18 protein-coding genes are annotated in these 19679 nt (G+C 70.4%); 10 read left to right on the forward strand and 8 right to left on the reverse strand.

Annotated elements, in window-relative coordinates:
• Positions 1 to 132 precede the first annotated feature (132 nt).
• Positions 133 to 1335, forward strand: a complete 1203-nt coding sequence (locus ACFZCP_RS26525) for an aminotransferase class I/II-fold pyridoxal phosphate-dependent enzyme (protein ID WP_391430943.1) — start codon at positions 133 to 135, stop codon at positions 1333 to 1335.
• A gap of 64 nt (positions 1336 to 1399) precedes the next feature.
• Here the strand turns inward: ACFZCP_RS26525 and ACFZCP_RS26530 are convergent, their stop codons facing one another.
• Positions 1400 to 2215 carry a DUF4253 domain-containing protein gene (locus tag ACFZCP_RS26530; protein ID WP_391430946.1) on the reverse strand — a complete coding sequence of 272 codons (816 nt, stop codon included), beginning with the start codon at positions 2213 to 2215 and terminating at the stop codon, positions 1400 to 1402.
• Positions 2216 to 2332: 117 nt separating this feature from the next.
• Between ACFZCP_RS26530 and ACFZCP_RS26535 the strand changes: the two genes are divergently transcribed.
• Entirely contained in the window at positions 2333 to 3490 is a 1158-nt protein-coding gene (locus tag ACFZCP_RS26535) for a hypothetical protein (protein WP_362689378.1), read from the forward strand.
• Here the strand turns inward: ACFZCP_RS26535 and ACFZCP_RS26540 are convergent.
• The gene (locus tag ACFZCP_RS26540) at positions 3483 to 3728 is read right to left on the reverse strand and encodes a DUF397 domain-containing protein (RefSeq protein ID WP_362689381.1); all 246 of its coding nucleotides are present in this window, start codon (positions 3726 to 3728) and stop codon (positions 3483 to 3485) included. The two genes, ACFZCP_RS26535 and ACFZCP_RS26540, sit on opposite strands and share 8 nt — an antisense overlap.
• Complete coding sequence (locus tag ACFZCP_RS26545; protein ID WP_391430949.1) at positions 3725 to 4540, reverse strand: Scr1 family TA system antitoxin-like transcriptional regulator; 816 nt, start codon at positions 4538 to 4540, stop codon at positions 3725 to 3727. Before ACFZCP_RS26545 ends, ACFZCP_RS26540 begins: the two co-directional genes overlap by 4 nt.
• 112 nt (positions 4541 to 4652) lie before the next feature.
• Between ACFZCP_RS26545 and ACFZCP_RS26550 the strand changes: the two genes are divergently transcribed.
• Positions 4653 to 5162: an ATP-binding protein gene (locus ACFZCP_RS26550; RefSeq protein ID WP_391430952.1), complete on the forward strand. Its 510-nt coding sequence runs from the start codon at positions 4653 to 4655 to the stop codon at positions 5160 to 5162.
• A 45-nt stretch (positions 5163 to 5207) separates the two neighbouring features.
• Here the strand turns inward: ACFZCP_RS26550 and ACFZCP_RS26555 are convergent, their stop codons facing one another.
• The gene (locus ACFZCP_RS26555) at positions 5208 to 5594 is read right to left on the reverse strand and encodes a VOC family protein (RefSeq protein ID WP_362689387.1); all 387 of its coding nucleotides are present in this window, start codon (positions 5592 to 5594) and stop codon (positions 5208 to 5210) included.
• A 61-nt stretch (positions 5595 to 5655) separates the two neighbouring features.
• Here ACFZCP_RS26555 and ACFZCP_RS26560 point away from each other — a divergent pair, with 61 nt between their 5' ends.
• The 3 genes from ACFZCP_RS26560 to ACFZCP_RS26570 all read left to right on the forward strand — a co-directional run bounded on the left by ACFZCP_RS26560 (position 5656) and on the right by ACFZCP_RS26570 (position 10336).
• A complete protein-coding gene (locus tag ACFZCP_RS26560) occupies positions 5656 to 6606 on the forward strand; it encodes a WYL domain-containing protein (RefSeq protein ID WP_391430955.1) in 951 nt (316 codons plus the stop codon).
• Positions 6607 to 6924: 318 nt separating this feature from the next.
• Entirely contained in the window at positions 6925 to 8832 is a 1908-nt protein-coding gene (locus tag ACFZCP_RS26565; protein WP_391430959.1) for a P-loop ATPase, Sll1717 family, read from the forward strand.
• A gap of 22 nt (positions 8833 to 8854) precedes the next feature.
• Positions 8855 to 10336, forward strand: a complete 1482-nt coding sequence (locus ACFZCP_RS26570) for a protein kinase (protein ID WP_391430964.1) — start codon at positions 8855 to 8857, stop codon at positions 10334 to 10336.
• Between the two features lie 120 nt (positions 10337 to 10456).
• On the opposite strand, the gene argS is transcribed toward ACFZCP_RS26570, so the two are convergent.
• Positions 10457 to 12226 carry an arginine--tRNA ligase gene (gene argS, locus ACFZCP_RS26575; RefSeq protein ID WP_391430967.1) on the reverse strand — a complete coding sequence of 590 codons (1770 nt, stop codon included), beginning with the start codon at positions 12224 to 12226 and terminating at the stop codon, positions 10457 to 10459.
• Positions 12227 to 12434: 208 nt separating this feature from the next.
• Here argS and lysS point away from each other — a divergent pair, with 208 nt between their 5' ends.
• Complete coding sequence (gene lysS, locus ACFZCP_RS26580; RefSeq protein ID WP_391430970.1) at positions 12435 to 14198, forward strand: lysine--tRNA ligase; 1764 nt, start codon at positions 12435 to 12437, stop codon at positions 14196 to 14198.
• A 153-nt stretch (positions 14199 to 14351) separates the two neighbouring features.
• On the opposite strand, the gene ACFZCP_RS26585 is transcribed toward lysS, so the two are convergent.
• The 3 genes from ACFZCP_RS26585 to ACFZCP_RS26595 form a co-directional block, all read right to left on the reverse strand.
• Positions 14352 to 15602 (reverse strand): DUF2637 domain-containing protein, encoded by a 1251-nt coding sequence (locus ACFZCP_RS26585; protein WP_391431565.1) that lies wholly within the window; start codon positions 15600 to 15602, stop codon positions 14352 to 14354.
• Positions 15603 to 15701: 99 nt separating this feature from the next.
• Positions 15702 to 16595, reverse strand: coding sequence for a DUF3558 family protein (locus ACFZCP_RS26590; protein ID WP_391430974.1), 894 nt, complete (start codon positions 16593 to 16595; stop codon positions 15702 to 15704).
• A gap of 126 nt (positions 16596 to 16721) precedes the next feature.
• On the reverse strand, positions 16722 to 17585 hold the full coding sequence (locus tag ACFZCP_RS26595) for a DUF3558 domain-containing protein (protein ID WP_391430978.1): 864 nt from the start codon (positions 17583 to 17585) through the stop codon (positions 16722 to 16724).
• Between the two features lie 214 nt (positions 17586 to 17799).
• On the opposite strand from ACFZCP_RS26595, the gene ACFZCP_RS26600 reads away from it, so the two are divergent.
• From ACFZCP_RS26600 to ACFZCP_RS26610, 3 genes are all read left to right on the forward strand, one after another.
• On the forward strand, positions 17800 to 18993 hold the full coding sequence (locus ACFZCP_RS26600; protein ID WP_362689411.1) for an RtcB family protein: 1194 nt from the start codon (positions 17800 to 17802) through the stop codon (positions 18991 to 18993).
• A 95-nt stretch (positions 18994 to 19088) separates the two neighbouring features.
• Positions 19089 to 19376 (forward strand): hypothetical protein, encoded by a 288-nt coding sequence (locus ACFZCP_RS26605; protein ID WP_391430982.1) that lies wholly within the window; start codon positions 19089 to 19091, stop codon positions 19374 to 19376.
• On the forward strand, positions 19364 to 19672 hold the full coding sequence (locus ACFZCP_RS26610) for a hypothetical protein (protein WP_391430986.1): 309 nt from the start codon (positions 19364 to 19366) through the stop codon (positions 19670 to 19672). Before ACFZCP_RS26605 ends, ACFZCP_RS26610 begins: the two co-directional genes overlap by 13 nt.
• The last annotated feature ends 7 nt before the right edge of the window (positions 19673 to 19679 follow it).

Here is a 19679-nt window from a genome sequence, read left to right on the forward strand (position 1 = left end):
CGATGTGCCGAAGCGCCGATGTGCCGATGTGCCGATGTGCCGATGTGCCGATGTGCCGACGTACCGAAGCACAGCCGTACCGCCGTACCGCCGTACCGAAAGCAGCGACGTACCCGCGAAGGAGCCGCAACCATGACCGCCACCGAGTCCGCTCCACCGACCGCCCCCGTTCCGCCGCTCGCGGCCCGCGCCCGCAGCGTGGGCGGTTCGCCCGTACGGGACATCCTGGCGGTCACCGCACGCCCCGAGGTGATCAACTTCGCGGGCGGCCTCCCCGCTCCCGAACTGTTCGACCGGGACGGCATAGCGGCCGCGTTCCGGGAGGTCCTGGCCGATGTCCCGTCCCGGGCGCTCCAGTACTCCACCACCGAGGGCGAGCCGACGCTCAGAGCCGGGATCGCCGCCCGCGTCACCGGGCAGGGGCTGCCGACGTCCCCCGACGACCTGCTCGTCACCACCGGCTCCCAGCAGGCCCTGTCGCTGCTGGCGACCGCGCTGATCGAGCCCGGCGACACGGTCCTGGTCGAAAGCCCCTGCTATCTGGCGGCCCTTCAGGTGTTCGGGCTGGCGGGCGCCCGCGTGGTGCCCGTGCCCGGGGACGTGGACGGGATCGAGCCGGCGGCCCTGGAGGATGCGGTGCGGCGCGAGCGTCCCAAGCTGCTCTACCTGGTCCCCACCTTCCAGAACCCCACCGGCCGTACGATGCCGGCCCCGCGCCGCGAGGAGGTCGCCGCCGTGGCCGCCCGCCAGGGCCTGTGGATCATCGAGGACGACCCCTACGGCGAACTCCGCTACGACGGCACCCGCGCACCCTGGATCGCCTCCTGCCCCGGCGCCGAGGACCGGGTCGTCCTGCTCGGCTCCTTCTCCAAGGTGATGGCCCCCGGCCTGCGCCTCGGCTGGCTGCGCGCCCCCGCGGACCTCCGGCGGGCGTGCGCGGTGGCCAAGCAGGCGGCGGACCTGCACACCCCGACCCTCAACCAGCTCGCCGCGGCCCGCTACATGGACGTCCTGGACACCCATGTCGCCCGTGTCCGGACCGTCTACGGCGAACGCCGCGACGCCATGCTGGCCGGCCTTGCCGAGGCACTCCCGGAGGGCTCCGTCTGGAACCGGCCCGAGGGCGGCATGTTCCTGTGGGCCAGGCTCCCGGATTCCTACGACACCACGGCCCTGCTCCCGCGCGTGGTGGCGCAGGACGTGGCCTACGTCCCCGGCGCGCCCTTCTACGCCGCCGATCCCGACCCCGCCACCCTGCGGCTGTGCTTCGTGACGCAGACGCCGAAGGAGATCGAGGAGGGGCTGCGCAGGCTGGGCAGGGGCCTGCGCGGGTGAGGCCTGCGGGGCCGAGCGCGGGCGCAGGCCGGGTCCGCCCCGGTGCAGGCCGGGTCCGCCCCGGTCAGTCCCACCAGAAGGACCAGATCGGCGCGCCGACCAGGTCCTTGGCGTAGGCGCGCAGGGTGTCCGGGCCGTTCTGCGTGATGTTGTCCGGGCAGAACGCGAAGTGCTCCGCCGCCACCGCCTCGGCCTCGGCCTGGGTGGCCGGCGGGGCCGCGACGGACACGGTCAGGGTGTCGAAGGTGAGCGCCACCACCCGTATGCCGAAGCGGTCCTCCCAGGAGCGCAGGACCGTGCACAGCCGGGCCACGTCGTTCTCGTAGTTCAGCGGGCCCGTCCAGCCGATCGCCGCCGGGATGTCGGCGGACCGGCGCGCCGGGACCAGGGCCAGGTGGGGGTCCTTCAGCCAGGCGCGCGTGCCGTCGGTCAGCGAGTCGGCGACCTGCGCGGCACGGGTGTCCGGGTCGGCGGTCGCGGCGCCCGCGGGCGCGAGGCCGGGCCAGTCGGCCCCGAACGGCTCGATCTCCTCGCCCAGTTCGTCCTCGGCGTACTCGTCCCAGTACTCCGTGAGGAGTTCCTCGGTGTCGTGGTCGCCCGGGTAGGACATCTCTCCCGGCATCAACTCCCAGCTCTCCACGCTCCCCTGGGGCCCGCCCACGTCCACGAGCACCGGAAGCAGCCCGGCTCGCGCGGCCGAGGCACCCAGAGCCTTCCAGGTGCCGGGCGCGGCCTGCTTCTCCGCGTGCCACAGCAGAGGTTCGTGCCAGGGACCGTCGTCGGTCGCGTCGATCAGCCTGCCGGGCGGCAGCTGAAGCCCGAGGGACCGGCCGCTCGGGTCGGTGGCCAGCTTGGGCAGCGGGTTGGGAAGTGTCGCCATGACGGTGACTGTAGGCGCAGCCACTGACAGTGCGGACGCCGACTCCAGGCAACCCGCCCTGCCCGCACGCCCTCTACAGAAGTGACCGCAAACGCGGGCCGAGGGGAAGGACGGAACGTGCGCAACCGGGTGGCGGCGCAAGCCGTACCCAGGGACGGGGCACGGATCGGCCGGATCGGCCGCTATCCGGTGCGGTGGCACATCGTGCTGCTGACCCTGTGGACGGCAGGCTGGTTCGTCGTGGCCGAACGCCACTCCGCCGTCTCCTGGCACTACTTGAGAACCGGCGAGCAGCTGCTGTTCAACCAGGTGCCCGGCGGTGGCCTCGCGCTCTACGCCAACCACCCCGAGCTGCAGATCGGCCCGGTCAGCTTCCTGGTCGCCGGACTGTTCGCACCCTTCCCGGCCGCCGTGGGCGAGAAACTCGCCGACGCGTTCATGTCCGGCCTCGGCCTGTACATGCTCGTCCTGGTCGGCCGGGCCGCCGCCGACCACTACCGGGGCTCCGGCCTCAACCACCAGCGTCTCCAGCAGCGCGTGCTGATCGCCGGAGCGGCCTTCATCCCCATGTGGGTGGAGGTCTCGGTCCGCTTCGCCCACCTCGACGACGTCCTGGCCCTCTTCTTCACCACCCTCGCCGTCCGCGCGCTGGTGCGCGGAAACGCGACCGCGGTGGGCGTCTTCCTGGCCCTGGCCGTCGACTCCAAGCCCTGGGCGGTCGGCTTCCTGCCCCTCCTGCTGGCCCTGCCCCGCCCCACCCGCCTGCGCTCCACCGCGTGGGCCTTAGGGCTGGTGGCCGTGGCCTGGCTGCCCTTCTACCTCTCCCACCTGGAGACGTTCGCCGCGGCCCGGTTCACCATCCCCAACCAACCGGCCTCCTCGCTGCGCTGGTTCGGCGTGAACGACCCCGCGACCCCCTGGTGGGACCGGCCCGCCCAGATGGCCCTCGGCCTCGGCCTGGGCGCGCTGGCCGTCCGCCGCAACCGCTGGCCCGCGGTCGTCCTGCTCGCTGCCGACGCCCGCATCGTCCTGGACCCGAGCGTGTACACGTACTACAACGCCTCGGTCCTCCTCGGCACCCTGATCTGGGACTCCATAGGCCGACGGCACCTGGTCCCGTGGGTCAGCTGGATCGCCCTGATCTCCCTCTACGGCAGCGCGCTGCTGATCCCGTCCGCCTCGGCACAGGGCTTCATCCGGCTCGCCTTCGCGGTCGGCTCCGCCGCGTACGTCCTGTGGTCACCCCAGAGGACGCCGAGGGGACAGCTCACCTGAGGGAAGAGGTGAAGGCGGCCCAGGCGGAGGGGGCGAGGTGCAGGGTGGGGGCGTGGGCGGGGTCGTTCTTCGAGTCGCGGATGTGGATGGTGTGGGAGCAGGTGGCTACTTCGAGGCACTGGCCGCCCTCGTCGCTGCTGTAGGTCGACTTCCGCCAAGCGACCGCGACTTCGAGGCACTGGCCGCCCTCGTCACCGCTGTACGTCGACTTGAACCACTGAAGTCCCTCGGTGCTCATCGCTCTCCTAGCAGGCGGTTGAGCAGGCCCATCGAATCCTGAGAAGTCAGAGCCTGTGTTCGCAGCATCGCATACTTGCGCGCCAGGATGGACACCTCATCTGCGTCGGAAACCCACTGGCTGCCGCGTTGGGACTCGGTGTACGCGACATGCTGGTGATCAGGGGTTTCGAGGAGCGTGAAGGGGCCTGCGAGCCCTGCGTGGAACGGGCTCGTCAACGGCAGGATCTGGAGCGAGACGCAGGGGAGTTGGGCCATTTCGTGCAGGAACCGCAGCTGCTCTCGGCGCGCCTCCTCCGAGCCGATCTGCAGGAGCAGGGCAGGCTCCCACACCACGAAGCTCAACGTCGGCGGGTGGGTGCGGTGCAGGATCTCCTGTCGGTCGAGGCGCAGCCTGAGGGTTGTCTCCAACCGCTCCTCGTCATAGGCCGGAACGCGGTTCTGCAGGACCGCGCGTGCGTACGGCTCGCTCTGGAGCAGACCAGGAATGACCGCGTTGTCGTACCAGGACAGCGCGATCGCCACCCGCTCCTGATCCATGTACTCCTCGGCCCACAAAGGAAATTGATCCACCTCCGGCAGATTCGCCACCCCGGCCGCCAGGAGCCCCTTCGTCCCCAGGAACTCGTCGAGGATCTCGGCGAAGTCCCGCTTCAGTGGGCGTCGGCCTTGCTCGATCGAGGCGATCGTCTCCTCGTTGATGTTCAGCGCGACGCTCAGGCCCGCCTGGCTCAGACCCGCCGCCCTGCGTGCCGTGGCGACCTGGCGGCCGAGCATCTTCATGGCCGACTGGTTCTTCCGAGAAGTGGTCATGCTGCTGAACTCCCACGCCTGCCCGTGCCCGACCCCCGCACAATCCCGTACAAATGCTTTGTACGGGATCACGGCCTGAACCAGGCTAGTCACTCTCCGCGACAGTCGTCCCGTGAATGCACAAACTGAACTCCTCTACCAGCGCGACCAGTTCTACGGCCGCGCCCGCCGCTCCGTGCCCGCCGCCAGGCGGTTCGCGGACTGGTCGCTGACCTACTGGGGGCTGGCCGCATGGGAGCGGAGGGGAGACGTGTCGCTCTGCGTGAGCGAATTGGCCACGAATGCTCTGGTGCACGGGGCACCGCCGGGGCGCGGCTTCCTGCTGCGGCTGCGGTACGACGGGCGCCTCGTACGGGCCGAGGTCCATGACAGCGGACCCGGCGTCCCGAGGGTCGCAGAGGATGCGGACGAGGGCGGGCGCGGGCTGCTGCTCGTGGCCGCGCTGGCGGACGAGTGGGGGGTGGCGGAGCGGCGCCCCGGCAAGGTGGTCTGGTGCGAGTGGTACCGGAGCACCCGGAGCACCCGGAGCACCCGGGACGCCTGCGCGGCGGAGAGGGCGTCGGCCGCGACGGAGGGGCCGTCCGCCGCTGCGGGCTGCCGGACCGAGATCAGCGGGGCGTGAACGCGTGCCTTCCGCCGGGCGGGCCGGGAGCGGCCCCGGGCCGTCTCAGACGAGTGTGGTGATGCAGAACGGGTGGCCCGCCGGGTCCAGCAGGACCCGCCAACGGTCCGGGGACGGCTGGAACGCGGGCTTGGCGGCGCCCAGGTCGAGCAGTCGTTTCTCGGCGATGTCCAGGTCGTCCACGCCCAGCTCGATGTGCGCCTGCTTCTCCTGGGCGGGGTCCGGCCAGGTGGGCGGGCGGTAGTCGGCCAGGCGGTTGAAGCCGAGGCCGGCCGAACCCTCCGTGCCGAGCAGCACGAAGTCGTCGGTGGAGAAGAGGACGGGGAGGCCGAGCAACTCGCCGTAGAAGCGGGCCAGTACGGCAGGGTCGGCGCAGTCGAAGGTGACGGCGGCGTAGCGGAACGCGGGTCCGGAAGCGGTCTCTGTGCTCATGGGAAGGACGGTAGGACACGACCAGGACAGTTCCGGTCCTGGTCGTGCAAGACTGCCGCACATGATCAGCGCGTCCGCCCGCCTGCTGCGGCTGCTGTCCCTGCTCTCCTCCCGGCCGTCCTGGACCTGTGCCGAACTGGCCGGGCGCATGGAGGTCACCGACCGCACGGTCCGCCGGGACGTCGCGCGGCTGCGCGAACTGGGCTACACCGTCGACTCCGACGCCGGGCCGTGGGGCGGCTACCGCCTCCGCGCCGGATCGCGGGTGCCTCCGCTCATCCTCGACGACGAGGAGGCGCTGGCCGTGGCTGTCGGACTGCGCGAGGCGGCGCTGAGCGACGCACTCGGCGGCGACCAGGCCGCGCTGTCGGCGCTGCTGAAGCTGCGCCAGGTACTGCCCCGGCGGATCGCGGACCGCCTGGGAGAACTGGACGACGCCTTCGTCCGCCTCCCCGGGACGGACGCGCCGCAGATCAGGCCCGGCCTGCTGCTCGAACTGGCGACCGCGTGCCGGCTGGGGGAGCGGGTCCGGCTGTCGTACACCGACGGGGAGGGACGGGCCACGGTCCGGGACGTCGACCCGTACCGTCTCGTCCACACCGGGCGGCGCTGGTACTTCGTCGCGCGCGACGTGGCCCGGGGGCAGTGGCGGACGTTCCGGGCCGACCGGGTCGACCGCCTCCGGCCCACGGGGCACGCGGTGGACATCACCGACCCGCCCGATCCCGCCCGGCTGGTCTCCCACAACACCGCGAACGGCCCCTACCCGCTGTCCGCGACCATCCGTCTCCCGCTCCCCATGGACCAGGCGCAACGGCTCGTCCCCGCCACCGTCGGCACCCACCGTCCCGACGGCCCGGACGCCACCCTCGTCGACATCGGCGGCCCGGACCCGGACGGCCTCGCCCGCTACCTCCTCGGACTGGCAACGCCACTGCGGGTCCTTTCCCCGGAGCCGGTCCGCCGGGCCCTGCTGCGCCGCACCCGCGAACTCCTCGACGCCCACACCTGATGGGCCGGGCCCGGCACGTCCCCGGAGACGAATCTCCACCGGCGCGGAGGGGCTACGCGTGCCGTGGAGACGACTCGTCACCGGCACGGGGGGCACGTGCCGCGGACACGACTCTCCACCGGCGCGGACGGGGCTGCTCGTGCCGCGCAACGACGTGCACAGGGACGCCGGGCCGGCACACGCGTTTCCCCTGCCGGCGGTGCGGGACGCCGGGGGAACGTGCCACGGGAAAACTCCTGTGGTGCGAGTTCTTGGTCTGCCGGGCCCTTTCGCTCGCTACCGTGTCTCCAGGACGACGGCGACTTCTTGGGGGGCGGAATGGCCGACGAGCCGTTGCTCGCGCGCGTGCACTTCGGGCGTGAGGATGCCGAGCGGGACGTGACCGACGACGGGTACGGTCTGCTGCTGCGCGGCGGTTTTCTGCCCACCGCGGCCTACAACGCGGCGGTGCGCGGACGGAAGATGCTGATCATCGGCCGCAAAGGGTCCGGGAAGAGCGCCATCTGCATGCAGTTGATGGCGGACGGCGCGCAGCTCGCCGGCAAAGCACTGGTCACGCCGGACGAGACGGCGGGCGAGGAGATCCGGCGGTTCGAGTTACAGGGCCTGCCGGGCGACTCGGCGAAGGCGCTGATCTGGCGGTACGTGTTCGCCGTGCACGCCGCCCGGCATCTGACCGCACACGCGAAGGACGCACACGGGCGCAAGCCCGACTCGGTGAAGGCGCTGCTGCGGTTCCTCAAGCAGAACGGAGAGCTGGACGGCGAGGGGCTGGCGGAGCGGCTCGCCAAGGGAGCCAAGGGGCTGCAGACCTCGCTGTCCCTGGAGGCGTTCGGCATCAAGGCGGGACTCGGCCTCGGCCAGGCACCGTCGGAAGGGGCGCGGGCCCAGCGCCAGCTGGAGGTCGTCGAGCGAGGCGTGGCGCAGGCCTTCGCCGACCTCGGGTGCGACACGGCGCACGAGCCGCTGCTCGTCATGGTCGACCAGCTGGAGCTGGTGTGGTCGGCCGAGCCGGACAGCAACGCGATGGTCATCGGACTGCTGCTGGCGGCCAAGCACGCCGCGAGCCGCTACGGGCGCTCGGTGCGGTTCCTGCTGTTCCTGCGGGCGGACATCTACGACTCGCTGTCGTTCGGCGAGGGCGACAAGTTCCACGGGGACGAGCTGCGGATCGCCTGGACCGAGGAGGCACTGCACGACCTCGCGCTGGCCCGGGCGCGGGCCGCCGCCGGCGTGGAGCTGACCGCCGAACAGCTGTGGCGGGAGGTCTTCCCGCCGGCCGTGGCGTGCGAGGAGATGCCGGACTACGTCTTCCGCCGCTGTCTGCCCCGCCCCCGGGACGCCATCCAGTTCCTCAACCTCTGCCAGGACACGGCCGTGAACCACGGCCGGGACCGGATCACGGAACAGGACGTCCTGGAGGCGGAGTTCCAGTTCTCCGCATGGAAGCTGAAGGACCTGCACCTGGAGTACCTGGTCACCCACCCGTTTCTGGAGAACCTGTTCCCGCTCTTCCAGAACCAGGGCTACGTCGTCTCCCGCGCCGCCCTCACCAGCCGTTTCGAGGCGGCGCAGGAGACCCTGCACCGGCTGTTCCCCGCCTACGCCGACGCGCTGACCCTCTCCGGGATCACCGACGTCCTCTACGACGTGGGCTTCCTCGGGGTGCGGCGCGGCAACGACGTCGTGTTCGCCGGGGGCCACTACCTGCCCGTGCAGCCGCACGAGACCGAGTTCCACATCCACCCCTGCTTCCGGGCGGCGCTCGGTGCCCACAGCGCGATCGACCTGCGCCGCTACGAACCCGTCGTGGCGGTCGACCGCCTGGTCCAGGGCAACTTCTTCGGATTCCAGTCGGGCACCGTCAGCCTCCCGAACCGGGACGCCCGGCTCCTGCGGGAAGTGCTGCGCTCCTGCGAGTCCGTCCTCGCGCAGACCGGGCGGGCCGTGGCGCTCTCCCAGGCCGCCCGGGACGAGATCGCCGGGGAGATCAACCAGGTCGCCCACGACGTCAGCGCGATTCTGGCCGGCACGGAGCCCTCCTTCGACGCGGACGAGCAACTCTTCGCCACCGCCCACTACTTCAGCTCCACCGCCGCCCAGCTGACCGCCAGCGGACTCACCGACGGCGCGCAGGAGGTCGCGCACCGCCTGGAGGAGGAGGTCCGGCGCCTGCGCCGGCTGGCGGGCGGCTCCTACGGCAGCACGGGCAACTCGGGACTCTGAGACGGCCTGGGAGGGGGCGCAGATGCAGGGAGAACTGCTTGCCGAGCGGTTCCGGCTCGGAGCACGGCTCGGCGCGGGCGGCATGGGCGAGGTGTGGGCCGCAGAGGACGAGCGGATGGGGCGGGACGTCGCCGTCAAGCTCGTCCAGGGGATGTTCGGAGCGCAGGAGACGGACACACAGGCCCGGTTCCGGCGTGAGGTGCAGCTGGCGGGGCGGCTGGCCCATCAGAACATCGTCACCGTGCACGACTGGGGCGAGGCGTCGGTCAAGGGGCGTCCCACCCTGTTCCTCGTCATGGAGCTGGTTCAGGGCGTGTCTTTGGACCGATGGCTCAAGGAGACGACGCCGGGCTGGCCGCTTGCCGTCGGGTGGGCCGTGCAGATGGCGGAGGCGCTGCATGCCGCGCACCGTCAGGGTGTGGTCCACCGGGACATCAAGCCCGCCAACGCCCTGCTCACAGCGGACGGCGTGGTGAAGGTCCTCGACTTCGGGGTCGCCAAGTTCATGGGGGAGACCATTGCGGCCCGGGAACTCACCCTCACAGGTGCTCCGCTCGGCTCCCCGCTGTACATGTCTCCGGAGCAGGCCGAGGGCGCCCGAGAGGTCGACCACCGCAGCGATCTCTACTCGCTGGGCTGTCTCCTCTACCGTGCGGTGACCGGTAGACCACCCTTCACCAGCAATATCCAGTGGGCGGTGCTCCGGATGCAGATGGAGGACACCGCGACCGCTCCGGCGGAGCTCGTCGAAGGCCTTCCCGCCGTCCTGAACGACCTCATCCTGCATCTGCTCGCCAAACGCCCCCAGGACCGTCCCGCAGACGCGGCGGCCGTCTACGAGACCCTGACCACCCTCCTCGTCGATCACGCGGTGACGGAGCCCGGCGGGAACATCGTGGACATCACGCAACTGGGGCACAGGCACTCGGTGTCGGGCCAGATCCTGAAGCGGGCGTGGGAGCTGTTCCAGCGGACGGAGCGGAACAGGCAGGAGGCGGAGCGGCTGTACGCCGACGCGCTCGCCGAGAGCAACTCCCTGGTCGAGAAGGCCCGCGCGGATGCGGACGAGCTGCTCGCCCACGCCCGCCGTGATGCCGCCGAGATACTGAAGTCGGCCGACGAGCGCCGCGACGCGCTGACCAAGGCTGCCGAGGAGCAGCTCGCCGCGGCGCGGGCCAAGGGCGAGACGTTCCGCGAGGCCCAACGCATCGTCGAGGAGCGCAAGCGCGAACTGGCGACCCTCGCCCGGCGCCGCGCGGACATCAACGCCGAGATCGAGAGGATCACCGCGCAGTTGTGTGCGACGGAGGGCCAGCAGTCCGAGGAGGCCTTCTACCAGGTCTTCCGGCAGTCGATAGACGGCAGCTATCCGACGGCCGGCCAGTTCCGCGGCGATGTCGAGGCGATCTACGGCATCACGCTCCGCCAGCGCGACGCCGAGCGGATGGTCAACCGCTTCACCAACCGCCACACGGCGGAGCTGCAGGAAGACCACATCGTGTAGCTGCCGGCAGCGGGGTCACCGGGCCGGGTGGGCTGCTGTGGCACACCGCCCGCATCAGGGCGCTGGAAGAGCTCCCGCAGTCCGTCCCACGGGAGCTCCCCAGCCCTGGTCACGAACCGGTCAGAGCTTTTCCGGCGTCCTGATGCCCAGCAGGGCCATGCCCCGGTGCAGGGTGCGGGCCGTGAGGTCCACCAGGAACAGGCGGTTCTCCACCTGCTCGGGCGTCTCGGCCTTCAGGACCGGGCACTGGTCGTAGAAGGACGTGAGCGAACTCGCCAGCTGGTACAGGTACGCGGCCAGCTTGTGCGGCTCGTAGACCGACGCCACCTCGAGGACCGTCTCGGCGAACTGGTCCAGGTGCAGGCCCAGCGCGCGCTCCGCCGGGGCCAGCTCCAGCTCCGGGTGGACGGCGGGGCGGGCCTCGCCGGCCTTGCGGAGGATGGACTGGACCCGGGCGTAGGCGTACTGGAGGTAGACGGACGTGTCGCCGTTGAGCGAGACCATCTGGTCCAGGTCGAACTTGTAGTCCCGGACGGCGGACGTGGACAGGTCCGCGTACTTGACCGCACCGACGCCGACGTAGCGGCCGTTCTCGGTGATCTCCTGCTCCGTCAGGCCCACCTTCTCGGCCTTCTCCCGGACCACCGCCGTGGCACGCTCCACGGCCTCGTCCAGCAGGTCCTCCAGCCTGACCGTCTCGCCCTCACGCGTCTTGAACGGCTTGCCGTCCTTGCCGAGGACCGTCCCGAACGCCAGCTGGAACGCCGTGACGTCGTCGTTCAGCCAGCCGGCCCGGCGGGCCGTCTCGAAGACCATCCGGAAGTGCAGGGCCTGGCGGGCGTCCACCACGTACAGCAGGGTGCTCGCCTTCAGGTGGAAGACACGGTCACGGATCGCCGACAGGTCCGTCGCCGCGTAGCCGTAACCGCCGTCCGACTTCTGCACGATCAGCGGGACCGGGTTGCCGTCCGGGCCCTTGATGTCCTCGAAGAACACGCACAGCGCGCCCTCGGAGCGGACGGCGACACCCGACTCCTCCAGCAGGCGGCAGGTCTCGGCCAGCATGTCGTTGTACCCGGACTCGCCGACGATGTCGGGGTCGCGGATCTCCATGTCCAGCTTCTCGAAGACGGAGTAGAAGTAGATCTTCGACTCGTCCACGAACTTCTGCCACATGGCCAGCGTCTTCGGCTCGCCCGCCTGGAGGTCGACCACCCGGCGGCGGGCCCGCGTCTTGAACTCGTCGTCGGAGTCGAAGAGCTTCCGCGCGGCCTTGTAGAGGCGGTTGAGGTTGGACATCGCCTCCTCGCCGCTCGCCCCGTCGGCCTTGTGGTCCAGCTCGTGCGGGTGCTCCTCCAGGTACTGGATGAGCATGCCGAACTGGGTGCCCCAGTCGCCGATGTGGTGGCGCCGGACCACGTTCTCGCCGGTGAACTCCAGGATCTGGACCACCGCGTCGCCGATCACCGCCGAGCGCAGGTGGCCGACGTGCATCTCCTTCGCCACGTTCGGCTGCGCGTAGTCGATCACCGTCGTGCCCGGGTGCGCCGCGTACGGCACACCGAGGCGGCCCGTGTCGTCCGCGTACCGCGCGGCCAGGTTCTCGGTGATCGCCCGGTCCGTGATCGTGATGTTCAGGAAGCCGGGGCCGGAGACCTCGACATCCTTGATCACGTCACCGGTCACCACCTGGGAGACGACCTGGGTGGCCAGCTCCCGCGGGTTCGCCTTCGCCTTCTTGGCGAGCGCCAGGATCCCGTTGGCCTGGAAGTCGGCCCGGTCGCTTCGTCGCAGCAGCGGGTCCGCACCGGCTGCCTCCGGCAGGGTGGCCGTGAGGGCGGACGCGAGATGCTGCTGGACGGAGTCGCTGAGGGACGTGACCGAGGCCATAGGAAGGGGTGCCGTTCTCCTCGTGGGCGGATAGTCACCGCCAGTATCCCACGGGGGGTAAAGCGAATTTTCCGGTCGGTGACTGAACGCCGGGCCCGGACAGCCCGTCCAACGCGATGAAAAGGTGTTTTCGTGGTTGCGTCCCCACCTGGGACAATGGAGCGGTCAGCCGTGTGACCGTGCCGGCTGCCCGAGGAGAAAGAAGGACGTGCCGATCGTGGCTCAGAGCACCGAGACCGCCGACTGGGTCTCCCGTTTCGCGGATGAGGTCATCGAAGAGTCGGAGCGCCGGGCCCCGGGCGCGAAAACATCAGTCGCTGCCGCTCCGGTGATCGTCGTCGCGTCCGGCCTCTCCCCCTCCGGACCCATCCATCTGGGCAACCTGCGCGAGGTCATGACCCCGCACCTGGTCGCCGACGAGATCCGCCGCCGTGGCCACCAGGTCCGCCACCTGATCTCCTGGGACGACTACGACCGCTACCGCAAGGTGCCGGCCGGGATCGCCGGCATCGACGACTCGTGGGCCGAGCACATCGGCAAGCCGCTCACCTCGGTGCCGGCACCCAAGGGCTCGTCGTACCCGAACTGGGCCGAGCACTTCAAGGCCGCGATGACCGAGTCGCTGGCCGAGCTGGGCGTCGAGTTCGACGGCATCAGCCAGACCGCGCAGTACACCTCCGGTGCCTACCGCGAGCAGATCCTGCACGCCATGAAGCACCGCGCCGACATCGACGCGATCCTCGCCCAGTACCGCACCAAGCCGAAGGGCAAGAAGCCCCAGCAGAAGGCCGTCGACGAGGCCGAGCTGGAGGCCGAGGAGGGCTCGGGCGCCGCGGCCGAGGACGACGGCAGCTCCGGCTCCGCCGGGTACTTCCCGTACAAGCCGTACTGCGGCAACTGCGAGAAGGACCTGACGACCGTCACCTCCTACGACGACGACACCACCGAGCTGTCGTACACCTGCAACGAGTGCGGCTTCTCCGAGACCGTCGCGCTCAGCGAGTTCAACCGCGGCAAGCTCGTCTGGAAGGTCGACTGGCCGATGCGCTGGGCCTACGAGGGCGTGGTCTTCGAGCCCAGCGGCGTCGACCACTCGTCCCCGGGCTCCAGCTTCCAGGTCGGCGGGCAGATCGCACCGATCTTCGGCGGCAAGCAGCCCATCGGCCCGATGTACGCCTTCGTCGGCATCTCCGGCATGGCCAAGATGTCGTCCTCGCGCGGCGGCGTGCCCACCCCGGCCGACGCGCTGAAGATCATGGAGCCGCAGATCCTGCGCTGGCTCTACGCCCGCCGCAGGCCCAACCAGTCCTTCAAGATCGCCTTCGACCAGGAGATCCAGCGGCTCTACGACGAGTGGGACAAGCTCGCGGGCAAGGTGGCGGACGGCTCCGCCCTGCCGGCCGACACGGCCGCGTACACCCGGGCCATGGGCACCGCCGCCGGTGAGCTGGTGAAGACGCCGCGCCCGCTGCCGTACCGCACGCTCGCCTCCGTCGCCGACATCACCGCCGGGCACGAGGACCAGGCCCTGCGCATCCTCTCCGAGCTCGACCCCGAGCAGCCGCTGGCCACCCTCGACGAGGCACGCCCCCGGTACGACAGGGCCGAGGCCTGGATCAACACCCATGTGCCTGCCGACCAGCGCACCATCGTCCGCGACGAGCCCGACGCCGAACTGCTGAAGTCCCTCGACGAGGCCTCCCAGCAGTCCCTGCGGCTGCTGCTCGACGGACTCGCCGAGCACTGGTCCCTCGACGGGCTGACCCACCTCGTCTACGGCGTGCCCAAGGTCCAGGCCGGATTCCCGGCCGACGCGACGCCGAAGGAGCTCCCGCCGGAGATCAAGACGGCCCAGCGGACGTTCTTCGCCCTGCTGTACCACCTGCTCGTCGGGCGGGACACCGGGCCGCGGCTGCCCACGCTGCTGCTCGCCGTCGGCCAGGAGCGGGTGCGCAGGCTGCTCGGGGAGTGACCCGCAGGAGCAGCCCGCAGGGGTGAGCGGCAAGGGAAAGCAACGGAAAGGGGCCCTCGACCGAGGGCCCCTTTCCCGTACGCGGTGCGTCTTCCACGCGGTGCGTCTGCCTCCCGCGCCGTGCGTCCGCGACGGCGGCGCGGTCATGGCTCGCTAGGCGATGTGGTCCTCCTGCAGCTCCGCCGTGTGGCGGTTGGTGAAGCGGTTGACCATGCGCTCGGCCTCACGCTGCGGCAGCGAGGTGCCGTACGTCGCCTCCACGTCGCCCCGGAACTGGCCGGCGGTCGGGTAGCTGCCGTCGATCGACTGGCGGAAGACCTGGTAGTAGGCCTCCTCGTCCGGCTCCACGGGCGGCGTCCCGCCGCCCTCGCCCAGCTCCCGGGTGCGGTTCGGGCCCACCGGGATGGGGAAACTGCCCGTCTCCTCCGACGGGGAGGGCTGCTGGAACTGCTCCGGAGGCTGCTCCTCGTACCACTCCTCGTACTGCTCCTCGGGGACGTACATGGGCTCCGGGCCCGGGTCGAAGGCCGGGTCGTAGCCGCCCTGGTACTCCACCTCGCGGGGAGTCTGGAACCAGGGGCTCTCCTCCGGGTCCTCGATGTTCTGCGGAGACCCGGTGCGCTGGCCGGGCAACACAGGGCGCTGCGCGCCGGACGGCGCAGCTGCCTGCGGGACGGGCGCCGCCCCGACGGCCCGGCCGCCCGTGGCCGCCGGGCTCACGGCCGGCGGCAGCACGGTCGGCTCGATACCGGCCGCCGCCAGGCCCGCCGGGGCCGTCTGGGCCAGGGGGACGCCGTAGCGGGCCAGCCGCAGCGGCATCAGGGACTCCACCGGGGCCTTGCGGCGCCAGGCCCGGCCGAAGCGGGCGTGCAGTCTCGCCTGGTAGACGAGACGTTCCTGCTCCAGCTTGATGACCTGTTCGTAGGAGCGCAGCTCCCACAGCTTCATCCGGCGCCACAGAAGGAAGGTCGGGACCGGGGACAGGAGCCAGCGGGTGAGGCGGACCCCCTCCATGTGCTTGTCCGCCGTGATGTCGGCGATACGGCCGATGGCGTGCCGGGCCGCCTCGACGGCGACCACGAACAGGATCGGGATCACCGCGTGCATGCCCACGCCCAGCGGGTCCGGCCAGGCGGCCGCCCCGTTGAACGCGATCGTCGCCGCCGTCAGGAGCCACGCCGTCTGGCGCAGCAGCGGGAACGGGATACGGATCCAGGTCAGCAGCAGGTCCAGTGAGAGGAGAACACAGATACCTGCGTCGATACCGACCGGGAACACATAGGAGAAGTTCCCGAAGCCCTTCTTGATGGCCAGCTCACGGACGGCCGCGTACGAACCGGCGAAGCCGATGCCGGCGATGATCAACGCACCGGACACGACCACGCCGATGAGTATGCGGTGCATCCGAGTCAGCTGCAGTGGCGCGGCCACTCGTACTCCCCTCCCCTTGCGTGTTGTTGCGCGCAACAGAGTGGCATACGCGTGCGGCGGACGTGAGGCCGGTCAGTCCTTCTTGGCGGCGGCCTTCGACGCGGACGCGCTGGGGGAGGCGGACTTCGACGGCGACTCGGACGAGGGCTTCGACGCGGACGCCTTCTGCGACGGGGACGAACCGGCCCCGGAACCCTTGCCGTTGGAGGACGCGACGGACGCGACCGCCTCCTTGACGGCCTTCTCCGCGGCCTTGGTCAGATCGTCGGCGCTCGGCGTCTTCTCGCCCGCGAGACCGGCACCGTTGTAGTCGAGCGTGATCACGACGTTCTCGACCCGGGCCACCACCGTCTGCTGCTTGAAGGCGCCCTCCTTCTTCTTCAGGTCGTAACGCACCGCCGTCGCCTCGTCACCCGTACCGGCGACCGGCTCCGACTTGGCGTTCTTCGCGCCGGCCACCGTCTGCGCGTCCTTGACCTGCTGCGTGTAGTACGCGTGCGCCTGCTCGTTGCCCGGGCCGCGGCTCGCGTCCGAGTCGAAACGCAGCAGGGAGATGTTCAGCCAGCGGAACTGGGAGCCCTTGACGCCGTTGTTGTCCAGGCTGCTCCAGGAGCAGGACCCACGGGTCTTGACGTCGTCGGAGGTGCCCTCCTTGCCCGACGAGTCCTTCGGCACCAGCTCCGTCAGGGTCTTCTTCGACAGCACCGCGCACGGATCGGGAATCGTCCGGTACGCGGCCGGCTGGACGCTCGGCGAAGCACTGGCCGAGGGCTGCTGCGACGTGCCGCCGCCGGGGGTCTGCTGGGCGCTCGCGCCGCCCTTGTCCTTGGAGTCGCCGCTGTCCGAGGAGCAGGCGGCGGTGATCAGGACCGCGGGAACGGCTGCCGCGCAGACAAGGGCGCGGTTCAGGCGCTTGGCTCGCTGGGAAGGCTGGGCACGGTCGTCTCGCTGGGCTGCTCGCTGCATGGTTCCTTCACTCGTGACGCTCGGTGTTCGTGCGGGTTCCTGCGGGGCCACCGTACGCGGTGAAGGAGCTGTGAGGTCTCCGTTCGCACGCTTTGAAGGCGGCGGCCGGCGGGGTCAATGCAGGGGTCAGCCGTTGAGAGCGTCGTCCAGCTGCGAGGCCAGATCACGGGCCTTGTCCTGCATTTCCTTGCTGTCCGGCACCGTGCCCGTGGCCATCGGCTGTTCCTCGTACGCGATGGTGACGATGACGTTCGACGTGCGGAACACCACAGTCACCGTCCGCGGTTCGGCCGTCGAGCCGGCGGCGTCGAGCTGGTCGTCCAGATACGCCTCGTCACCGAGATCGGTCAGCACGCGGGGCTGGAGATCGGCGGCGGAGGAACTCGGGGAAGGGTCCGAGGAGGCGTCGGCGGGAGATCCGCTGGGGGAACCGGAGGGGGAGCCCGAGGCGGTGCCCGGCGAGCCGGCCGGGGAGGACGAGGCGGACGCCGTGCTGGCCGCCGAGGCCGTGGGGGTGGGTGTGGCGGCCGAGGCGCTCGGCTCGGGCAGATCGGCGGCCGTCTGCAGCCCCTGGATCAGCTTCTTCGCCTGGTCGTCGTCGCTGACCGCGTTGTCGTACGACACCACGCGCTCGAAGTCGACCGAGAGACGGTCGGTGGCGTCGGCGGACTCCACCTTCCAGCGGCAGCCCACCTTGCGGTCGGTGTTGTACGTGAGCGCCGCGTCGCCCTGGTAGGCCTTGTCCCGCTGCACCGGGTCCGCGATCTGGCGGATGCCGGGCAGCAGGGAGTCGAGGGTGTCGTGATCGACCGCCCCGCAGGGCTCGGGGAGGCTGCGGTACTTGCCCGGCTGGGCCGCCACCGTCGCCGTACCGGCGTCGCCCGGGTTGGCGTTGTCCGTCGAGCCGTCGTCCCCCGAGCCGCTCGTGCAGCCGGCGAGCAACGCCGCCAGGAGGGCGGCGGTGCTGGTCACATACGCCTTCCGCTGCACGGTCGGGCTCCTCTCGACGGTGTGTGTGCGCTCGGTTCTCCAGTGTCCCCGCTGGTTATTCGCTTGCTGCAGCGGGGCGCGCCCTGGAGACAATGTGTATCGCACGCACTGCCGTGGACGCCGGTCCCTTGTCCCTTTCGTAGACCTTGGCGCCTAATTTGCGTTTTGCTAGCTCTGAGCCTTTTGTTGTTGTTTCTGGGGGAACGAGGAAGACATGTCGTACGTAGAGATGCCGGGTGCCAAGGTCCCGATCCGGATGTGGACCGACCCCGCGACGGTCGAGGACGTGGCCCTGCGTCAGCTCCAGAACGTCGCGACCCTGCCCTGGATCAAGGGCCTCGCGGTGATGCCGGACGTGCACTACGGCAAGGGGGCGACGGTCGGGTCGGTCATCGCCATGCAGGGGGCCGTGTGTCCCGCCGCGGTGGGTGTCGACATCGGCTGCGGCATGTCCGCGGTCAAGACGTCGCTGACGGCGAACGACCTTCCCGGCGACCTGTCGCGCCTGCGCTCGAAGATCGAGCAGGCCATTCCGGTGGGACGGGGGATGCACGACGATCCCGTCGAGCCGGGGCGGTTCCACGGACTGGCCACTGCCGGCTGGGACGACTTCTGGGGACGGTTCGACGGGGTCGCGGATGCGGTGAAGTTCCGGCAGGAGCGGGCGACTGCGCAAATGGGAACCCTCGGCGGGGGTAATCATTTCATTGAAGTTTGCGTGGATATGTCCAATTCGGTGTGGCTCATGCTCCACTCCGGATCCCGCAACATCGGCAAGGAACTCGCCGAGCATCACATCGGCGTGGCCCAGAAGCTCTCGCACAACCAGGGCCTGGTCGACCGTGATCTCGCGGTGTTCGTCTCGGACACCCCGCAGATGGCGGCGTACGAGCACGACCTCTACTGGGCTCAGGAATACGCGAAGTACAACCGGTCGATCATGATGGCACTCCTCAAGGACGTCGTCCGCAAGGAGTTCAAGAAGGCGAAGGTGACCTTCGAGCCCGAGGTGAGCTGCCACCACAACTACGTGAGCCGCGAGCGGTACGAGGGCATGGACCTGCTCGTGACCCGCAAGGGCGCGATCCGGGCCGGCTCCGGCGAGTACGGGATCATCCCGGGCTCGATGGGCACGGGGTCGTACATCGTGAAGGGCCTCGGCAACGAGAAGTCCTTCAACTCCGCCTCCCACGGCGCGGGTCGCCGCATGAGCCGCAACGCGGCCAAGCGGCGCTTCTCGACGAAGGACCTGGAGGATCAGACGCAGGGCGTGGAGTGCCGCAAGGACTCCGGCGTCGTGGACGAGATCCCCGGCGCATACAAGTCGATCGACCAGGTCATCGACCAGCAGCGGGACCTCGTGGAGGTCGTGGCGAAGCTGAAGCAGGTCGTCTGCGTGAAGGGCTGAGCCCCTCCCGCACCGGCGGGCCGGAACCGTTCCGGCCCGCCGTGCTGTCTACGCGGGTGCCATGCAACCTTCTGCCGTGGGGGGCCGAGTCGACGATGCGTGCGCACGGAAGAGCGGGGATATGGGCCGCCGGTCTGCTGGTGGTCGTGGGGGGTCTGGTCGCGGGGTGCTCCGACAGTTACAACGACAAGCGGGGCAAGGGCGACGCGCCGGTGCAGGGGCGGGCGGGGGACGACACGCCGGCCGAGGTGTTCAACATGCCGGACGGGTTCGGGAACCTGGCCACCAAGTGTGTGGGGCACGGGTTCCGGGCCTATGTGACGACGAACGCCGATGCGCCGTCGAACGTGCAGATCGTGCAGGACAAGGCGTGCGCCGGGTGATCCGGGCCGCCCTGGGTGCGGTGCTGGTCGTCGTCGTGGCCTGTGGGTGTTCGCAGCAGCACTACGACGAGCGGGGCAAGGGCGACGCGCCGGTGGCGGGCCGGGCCGGGGAGAACTCCCCGGCCGAGGTCTACAACTTCCCCGACGGTTTCGGGAATCTGGCCACCAAGTGCGTGGGGGACGGCAAGCGGGGCTATGCCACCACGAAGTCCTTCCGGCAGGAGGGGGACGACGACGTGAAGATCATTCCCGCTCATGCCGTCGTCGTCGACGATCCCGGGTGCCGGGCGCGCTGACGAGCCG

The sequence above is a fragment of the Streptomyces sp. NPDC007971 genome (assembly GCF_042958635.1).
GTDB lineage: Bacteria > Actinomycetota > Actinomycetes > Streptomycetales > Streptomycetaceae > Streptomyces.